Origin of the sequence: Selenomonas bovis DSM 23594, assembly GCF_000381005.1 — a bacterium.
Taxonomy (GTDB): domain Bacteria; phylum Bacillota; class Negativicutes; order Selenomonadales; family Selenomonadaceae; genus Selenomonas_C; species Selenomonas_C bovis.
The window spans coordinates 1-8,181 of record NZ_KB908427.1; the positions used below are offsets into that span (position 1 = coordinate 1).

The 8,181-nt window shown below is 45.9% G+C and carries 9 protein-coding genes; 5 read left to right on the forward strand and 4 right to left on the reverse strand.

All coding sequences use genetic code 11. The features are described from left to right. Window positions 1–569: 569 nt before the first annotated feature. A complete protein-coding gene (locus F599_RS0112580) occupies window positions 570–1,193 on the reverse strand; it encodes a cytidylate kinase-like family protein (RefSeq protein WP_019543856.1) in 624 nt (207 codons plus the stop codon). Between the two features lie 16 nt (window positions 1,194–1,209). After that, window positions 1,210–2,574 carry an aspartate aminotransferase family protein gene (locus F599_RS0112585; RefSeq protein ID WP_019543857.1) on the reverse strand — a complete coding sequence of 455 codons (1,365 nt, stop codon included), beginning with the start codon at window positions 2,572–2,574 and terminating at the stop codon, window positions 1,210–1,212. 207 nt (window positions 2,575–2,781) lie between these two features. Between F599_RS0112585 and F599_RS0112595 the strand changes: the two genes are divergently transcribed. From F599_RS0112595 to F599_RS0112615, 5 genes are all read left to right on the forward strand, one after another. Next, the gene (locus tag F599_RS0112595; protein WP_019543858.1) at window positions 2,782–3,621 is read left to right on the forward strand and encodes a MurR/RpiR family transcriptional regulator; all 840 of its coding nucleotides are present in this window, start codon (window positions 2,782–2,784) and stop codon (window positions 3,619–3,621) included. 187 nt (window positions 3,622–3,808) lie between these two features. After that, window positions 3,809–4,645: a transporter substrate-binding domain-containing protein gene (locus tag F599_RS0112600; protein WP_019543859.1), complete on the forward strand. Its 837-nt coding sequence runs from the start codon at window positions 3,809–3,811 to the stop codon at window positions 4,643–4,645. 71 nt (window positions 4,646–4,716) lie between these two features. After that, window positions 4,717–5,370 carry an amino acid ABC transporter permease gene (locus tag F599_RS0112605; RefSeq protein WP_019543860.1) on the forward strand — a complete coding sequence of 218 codons (654 nt, stop codon included), beginning with the start codon at window positions 4,717–4,719 and terminating at the stop codon, window positions 5,368–5,370. Window positions 5,371–5,397: 27 nt separating this feature from the next. Next, complete coding sequence (locus F599_RS0112610; protein WP_211209102.1) at window positions 5,398–6,120, forward strand: amino acid ABC transporter ATP-binding protein; 723 nt, start codon at window positions 5,398–5,400, stop codon at window positions 6,118–6,120. 37 nt (window positions 6,121–6,157) lie between these two features. Next, window positions 6,158–6,940 carry a nitrilase-related carbon-nitrogen hydrolase gene (locus tag F599_RS0112615; protein WP_019543862.1) on the forward strand — a complete coding sequence of 261 codons (783 nt, stop codon included), beginning with the start codon at window positions 6,158–6,160 and terminating at the stop codon, window positions 6,938–6,940. 60 nt (window positions 6,941–7,000) lie between these two features. Here the strand turns inward: F599_RS0112615 and F599_RS0112620 are convergent, their stop codons facing one another. Together F599_RS0112620 and F599_RS0112625 are read right to left on the reverse strand one after the other, a co-directional pair. After that, entirely contained in the window at window positions 7,001–7,213 is a 213-nt protein-coding gene (locus tag F599_RS0112620; protein ID WP_019543863.1) for a DUF2922 domain-containing protein, read from the reverse strand. Between the two features lie 189 nt (window positions 7,214–7,402). Then, window positions 7,403–7,624 (reverse strand): DUF1659 domain-containing protein, encoded by a 222-nt coding sequence (locus F599_RS0112625; RefSeq protein WP_019543864.1) that lies wholly within the window; start codon window positions 7,622–7,624, stop codon window positions 7,403–7,405. Between the last annotated feature and the right edge of the window lie 557 nt (window positions 7,625–8,181).

Consider the following 8,181-nt stretch of genomic DNA (forward strand, 5'->3'; position numbering starts at 1 on the left):
AAAAACGCCCTCTACGGTAACCAACCGCGGAGGGCGTTTTCTTGGTAGTACAATGACCACACCAATTTCTGTTCTCATTATAGCACAAGAAATCATATGAGACAAGAAATAGAAAGCATTCGCCTTTGTTAAGGAACCGCTGATTAAATGAGGTGCTCCGGATTTACGTGGATGCGCTGCCTCTCTCTAGGAGACAAACCGCAGGCGTAGCCGAAGCTACGCTGAGGATTTGTTGACGACGAGAGGACAGTGCAGACGCGTGAAGACGGAGTGCCGAATGAATCAGTGGTTCCTTAAGGAAACGCTGATTAATACAAGCCTTTTACCACTTACTGTTGAGTGGATGAGAACATACCTTCTCCTCAGGAGAAGGGGAACCGCGTAGCGGTGGAAGAGGTGCTGCACGGCGGGGGAATGTGCATAAAACCTAAATTCGAGGCAAAACACCTCTTCCGCCTCGCTACGCTCGGCACCTTCCCCTAAGGGGAAGGTTAGTAAAAGGCAGGGCACCGAATGAATCAGCGGTTCCTTAAATTCCATTCTCCTTGCTCGCGGCAAAGAAATAGCCCCTATTCGACCTTATTATCAACATTGCTCGTTCCGGATAATTTTTGTTGAATGAGCGTCGCTAAATAGCCTGCCGTTCCTTTTACCCCCAAGAAACTGCTGTTGATCAGGATATCAGCGTGCGAAAAATCAGACGGTTTATAATGCGTATAACGCAGATGATAAGCATCGCGTGCCTTATCCACATCGCGAATCATCTTCCTGGCTATATTTTCTGGCATATGGAGATTTTCGACGCAGTTTTTCAATCGTTGCTCGAAAGGCGCATAGATAAAGATACGAATGAGATTTGAATGGTTTCTCAGAAGATAATCGGAACACCTTCCGACGATGATGCAGCTTTCTTTATCTGCCAAAGTTTCAATAATCTTCGCCTGGCATTTGAAAATGGCATCTTGTGTACGCGTCGTTCCTCTGCCTAATGGGAATTTCATATAGAAAAAACCGGTCTTTGCTGTTTCTTCCTCGTCGCTGATAGTAGAAACCGGCATATTCGTTTCTTTTGCGACAGCATCAACAATATCACGATCGTAGTACTCAATATGGAGAAGTTCGGACATCTCTCGTGCAATCGGCCGCCCAAGACTACCAAATTGGCGATTAATGGTCACCACATATTTTTCCATAAAGATGCGCCTCCCATCAGAGCTTTGCGAATGCCTTTTCATATGCATCTAACGTGAAATCAATGATATCATCTGTATGTGCCGTGCACATATTATAGCGATTGCCAGGCTTGTTGTATACACCTTCCGTCAAAAGCGCATAATCTACTTTTTTGCGCATTTCAGAATCAGCCCCCGCCAGATCACGATATGTAAGGATTTCCTCCTTATCTGTAACAACGATGTTAAACATAGACCCGATACCAGGCGTCAGGACATGGTAGCCATTCTTTGCGTAAATATCGCGGATTCCTTTCTTCAAGCGCTCCGTACGTTCTATCATCCCATCGAATTCTTTTTCGAGAACCTGTATGGTAGTCAGACCGGCATGAAGAATCATGGGATGTCCATTATAGGTACCACTATGATATAAGATATCTGCTGCGTTCGTACTGTGATTACCTGAATCCAGGATGTCAGAACCCTGGGGGGCAGCCATTTCAAGAATATCGCGTCTTCCACCCATGATACCGACTGGCATACCTGCGCCGATCACTTTACCGAGTGCAGTCAGATCGGGCTTCACTTGATAATACCCCTGTGCACCGCCCATTGTGATACGGAATCCTGTCTTGACTTCATCCATGATCATGAGAATACCAAGCTCTTGCGTCAATTTACGGATCCCCTGCATGAATGCTTTGGTAGCAGGAATGGTTCCGCCGAGCATTGGTTCCATGATGACGCCAGAAATCTCATCCTTGCGCTGAGTAAGGATTTCAGCACAAGCATCCAGATCGTTAAATGGCAAGATGATGGTATTCTCCATTTCTTCTGGAGAAATACCCTTGGATTCTGGCAGGCCAATTGGATGCTTGATATCTCCAGCTTTTGCAACGTCCGGATGCACACTGATCAATACATCGTTATAGCCGCCGTGATAGTGACCCTCAAATTTGGCAATTTTATATTTCCCTGTATAAGCAGCTGCGGTGCGAATCGTCAAGAGTGTCGCTTCCGTACCAGAATTCGTGTATCGAAGCTCTTCAATCGATGGATAATATTTTTGAATTGTCTTCGCAAAATCGGCTTCACCAACATGAGGCGTACCATAGAGCATAGCCCCGTGCTCCTCCAAGAACGAATGCATCGCATCGAGGACTTCCTTACGACCGTGTCCGAGAATCAGAGGGCCATAGGAGAGAACGTAATCTACATACTCATGACCGTCTTCATCAACGAGCCAGGCACCATGGCCGCCTTTCATGAACAAAGGAAAAGGATCAAAAAATTTCACATTAGCGGTGATTCCGCCTGGAAGATACTTCTTGGCAGCTTCAAAAGCTGCTTTTGACTTTGGGTTATGTTTTGCGTATTCTGCCTTTAAAGAATCGAGATTCATGATGATTCTCCTTTCTCATGTCGTTGACATCCTCAGTATATTTCTAAACTTCATTCATGTCAATAAAAACTTCAAAAAATAATAAATGTAATTTTTTCTATCATGATTGCAAAGATCCGCTGAATATGATATTTATATTAAGTAACATGTAGTAAATTTTTCATCGAAGATTGTATCATCACTTGATAGTTAGAGGTGTTATGACAGATGCTGAATGATAGAATCAAAGAAAAATATGACACGATGTCTAAAACCCAGAAGAAGATTGCTAACTATGTCCTGCAAAATGTAACGGATGCGTCATACCTTAATGTCAAAAAATTTTCTCAGTTCGTAGGTGTTAGTGAGGCAAGCATTATTCGCTTCTGTGAATTTTTAGGCTACAGGGGATTTATTGAATTAAAAAAAGAACTGCAGAGCCTGTCAAAGCAGGAAAACAGCATGCGGGAACGCGTTCGTAAATCCTATAAAGCCTATGGCGAGAAGGAAGCCGGCGTAGTCGATGTTTTTCACGATGATATCCTACGCATTGAAAATACATTGACGAAACTAGACATGGAGAGTTTCTTCCAGGCATGCAATGAGATTGTATTGGCCAATCATATCTACATCATTGCCTTTCGCAGCGCAAACGCACTAGGAAGATTCTTTCAGTATTATCTGAACATGGCACTTGGCAACGTGACATTGATTTCTAATGATGACTGTGATGTAGATGGTATCACCAAAGCCACACCCCAAGATGTGGTCATCGGTATTACGTTCAATCGTTATACTAGCAGGACGGTGAAACTAATGGAATATTCAGCGAATAAGGGCTGCAAACAGATTGCCATTACAGATAGCACGGTTTCGCCCATTGTTAAATTTTCCTCGTTCCACTTCTACGCAGAGACATCCATGCCGACGTATTTAGACTCTTTTGCAGCACCGCTTACGCTCATCAACGCTTTTTTAACCGTGATCGGACGGATGCGCAATGTAGAATTAGAATATCGAGTATCAGAACTTGACCAGTTTTACAAAGAGTTTCATGTATTCGAGTAAAATTAATCATTTTTATAAAATGACAATAAAAATTCAAAAAAGATGTTGACACTACGAAAATATCGTAGTATTGTATCAGCAGAAGGTAATTAGAGACAGCAATCGCAAAGGCGCGAATGACGAAACACGTTATTCGCGCCTTTTTTGATTTTGATTGCTATTGTTTACAACGGAAAGAAGGGTTCTTATGAAACGCAATTTTATGAAAAAGATTCTATCTGCATTGACGGTCACTGTAATGGCGACATCGATGCTTCTGACAGCTGGATGTGGTTCTTCGTCTACCAGTTCGAATTCTTCCGCAGCCAGTTCGTCAAACCCTGAGGATTACGCAAATGCGCTGCAGGGGAAGAAGTTACAGATCGCTTGTGATGTAAGCTTCGTACCTTTTATGTTCCCGGATGAAAACAATCAGTATGTCGGCTTTGACGTGGATTTATTGAATGCCATGAGCGATTATTTGGGCTTTACCTATGAACTGCAGCCCATGGAATTTACAGCACTGCTTTCTTCGGTACAGGCGAAAAAAGTGGATTTAGGATCTTCTGGTATCACAATTACAGATGAACGCAAAAAGGTCATGGACTTCTCGGATCCGTATTATGATTCCGCAACGCAAATCTTAGTCAAAGACGATAGTGATATCAAAGACTTTGATGATCTGCATGGCAAGACTGTCTCGATGAAAATAGGGACAGCACCGGTCAAATATATCGAAGAACATTATCCGGATGTAAATATCAAAGAATTCAATACGAGTGATGAAGCATATCTGGAGGTCGCTCGTGGCAGCGCAGACGCTTCTGTTTTCGAAACGCCGAATATGCTCTACTACATCAAACAGAATCCAAATTCCCATACCAAGGTAGTTGGTACCAAGATCAATGCATGCCAGTACGGTATCCTGTTTCCGAAGCATTCTGAACTGACCAAGTATTTCAATGCGGCACTTGCCAAGCTCAAAGCGGACGGTACCTATGACAAGATTTATGAGAAATGGTTCGGTGAGGCACCACAACAGTAACGTATGATGGAAAAAATATACAACTTTTGAGCAAAAGCAGATTTATTGCTTTGAAAAAAGGAGTGCCTTCTATGGATTTCGATTGGTCATATACCGTTACTGCCATGCCAATCTTGTTGAACGGGTTGGAGTTCACGATCTCCATCGCAGTTTTTGGCATCGCTTTGGGATTTATTCTTGGCGTCTTGGCAGGACTTTCTAGATGCAGCCATAATAAAATCCTTTACCATATTGCCGGTATTTATATCGGCATTATTCGTGGCACGCCGCTCATGGTTCAGGCAATTTATCTGTATTTTGCCATCCCGGTCATGTTGGATTTCAATCTTCCGGTATTGCCGGCAGGTATCTTAGCGATTGGCCTGAACTCTGGCGCATACATTGCAGAAATCGTACGCGGAGCGATCCAGTCTGTTGATTTGGGGCAGTATGAAGCAGGAACATGCCTGGGGCTTTCCAAGTTCCAGATATACTGGGGAATCGTTTTCCCGCAGGCGTTCCGGCTTATGCTGCCAAGCCTCGGCAATCAGTTTATTATCAGCTTGAAAGATACCTCCATCCTGACTGTCATCGGTGCTACCGAGATGACGCATCAGGCCATGAAGGCGGTATCCGCCAGCTTCAAGACAGTAGAAGTTTATACGGCACTTGCTCTGATGTATTTGCTGCTTTGCACACTTCTATCAATGATCCTTAAGCGAGTGGAAGGGAATATGAAGTTGTAGAAGGAAGTGTGAATCATGAAAGATCTGATTTTATCGGTGAAAAACCTGTCAAAATCATATGGAGACTTGGAAGTCCTGAAAGACATCAATATGGATGTACGGGAAGGTGAAGTCATCAGTGTCATCGGGCCTTCCGGTTCTGGTAAAAGTACATTTTTGCGCTGTATCAATCTTCTTGAAGAGCCGAATAGTGGGACGATTTCCTATCAGAATGAAGTCATTAACCAAGGGAAATATAATAGGCGTAAATTACACAGAGAAATTGGGATGGTATTTCAGAAGTTCAATCTCTTTCCGCATATGACAGTTTTGAAAAATATCACCTATGCACCACAGAAGCTGAAAATTGCCAGTAAAAAAGAGATTGAAGCCAAGGCCAGGGAACTTTTAAGCAAGGTCGGCCTAGCGATGAAAGCCGATGAAATGCCGAACAACTTATCCGGTGGTCAGCAGCAACGTGTCGCTATTGCACGTGCTTTAGCGATGTCCCCTAAGATACTCCTGTTTGATGAGCCTACCTCAGCGCTTGATCCAGAACTCGTAGGCGAAGTTCTGAAGGTCATGAAGACCCTAGCAGATGAAGGTATGACAATGGTTGTCGTCACACATGAGATGGGATTTGCCCGCGAGGTTTCCAATCATTTAATCTTTATGGAAAACGGCTATATCGTCGAAGAAGGAGATCCAAAAGAAATCTTTGCTCATCCAAAGAATGAAAGAACGGCACAGTTCTTATCGAGTGTACTTTGATATGCGGCTTTCATAGGATGGATGTGGGGGAGGAAGCATGATCATAGGAATCATTCAAATTCACTCTATGCCAGCAATGGTGGAAAAAAATGTTCAGCATGGCATTGAGATGTATCAGGAAGCTGTCCAGAAGGGAGCGGAGCTTATTGCTTTCCCAGAATTATGGACGTGCGGATATTATTTGGAAACGCCACAGTTCGAAGAAGCCATTACGCATAATGCGAGCATCCTTAAAACGTTTTGTGAGTTGGCAAAAAAAAATCAGACCGTAATCATTTTGCCCATGCCTGTGAAGAAGGATAAGAAACTCTATATCGGTTTATACATCATTGAAAAAGATGGCCGGATCATTGCAGACTATCAAAAATCCTTCCTGTGGGGACGAGAGCAGAATTACTTTACTCATGGAGAGCGAAAATATACTCCCGTGACTACCAGCCTAGGGAAAATCGGGACATTGATTTGTTATGATATCGAATTTCCTGAGCCGAGCAGACTGCTGGCGTTGCAAGGTGCCAAGATCATTTTCGTACCTTCTGTTTGGAGTATCCCAGCATTGAATCGATGGGAAATCCAGTTGCCGGCAAGAGCTCTGGATAATACGGTATTCTTGGTAGGAATCAATAATGTCGGTGAAGGTGCCTGCGGTAATTCGAAAATCCTTTCCCCCATGGGAAAAGTCATCGCTCGCGGCTCTGCCGATAAGGAAGAGGTAATCTGCGTAGATGTCGATCTCAGACAGCTTGATGGCATACGAACAAGAATCCCCTATCTGAAAGAGTATGAACCAAACCTTACGCCGGGCGGAATCGAAAAATAACGGAAGGGCGCGGCCCCCATTTGGGGAGCCGCGCCCTTCCGTTTTCTCTCACCCGTTTGCTCAGGCGAGCTCGCTGCGCTCGGAGCTCAGAACGTAGAACTCCTTCACACCCGTGGCCGCAGCGCTGCCGATGACGACCGCCTTCTTCGCGACCATCTCATCGACTGCCGTCTGCACCTCCGCCTTCGTGAGGCCGTCCTTCGGCTCCGCCAGCGACAGCGTTGCCGTCTTGCCTGCCTCCGTCTGGAAGATCATCTTCAGAGACTTTGCCATGGTATTCCCTCCTTTCCTATCGCCTGGCTGCCGTGAGTTTACAGAGGTTGCCCGCGCTTCCATCGTACGCCGCGCGTACTTCTCATGCGCGCCTCCCGTCTCTTCACCAGCCCGTCTATATTGCCCGCCGCCCGCCGCTGCACCTATGTGCCGCCTGTGACATCATCCGCCGCCAGAGGGCGGACCGCCTCACTCCGCGACGATCTGCGCGCTGTCCGTGCGGCCGACGGCCGCGACCTCGTAGCGCTGGAGCGCGCCGAGCTTCGTGCCGATGGAGAGGATATCCTCATCCGCAAGCGCCGGATTCATACCCGCAAACGCGCGCTGCGCCGTGCTCAGCGTGCCGTCGGCCTTCTGCCCCGTCACGACCTTGAGCACGAGCTTCGTCGTCTGTTCACTCTTCTTTGCCATGCTGCTCACCTCCTTTCACCCTGAGACATGCCGCGGGCGGGAGGAAATACAACCTCAGCAAAAAATTTTTGCTTAAGGAAGCACTGATGAAATGAGGTGCTCCGGATTTGCGTGGATGCGCTGTACTCTTCGGAGACAAACCGGAGGCGTAGCGGGCTACGCTGAGGATTTGTCGACAACGAGAGGACAGTGCAGACGCGCGAAGACGGAGTACCGAATGAATCCGTGCTTCCTTAAGGAAGCGCTGATTAAATGAGGTACTCCGGATTTGCGTAGATGCGCTGTACTCTTCGGAGACAAACCGGAAGCGTAGCGGCAAAACGCTCCATCGCGTTTTGTGCTGAGGATTGTCGAGGGCGAGAGGACAGCGCAGACGCGTGAAGACGGAGTGTTGAATGAATCCGTGCTTCCTGAATGAGAGAGTTCCACAAGCGATGCATGATCAGATATCCACGCAAATAGCAAATTATCCACAAAGTTGTGCACAACTTTGTGGATAACTCGCCATTTTCTGATAGGAACTTGATTAGAAAGACACCCGCAGGTATTCCTCCACG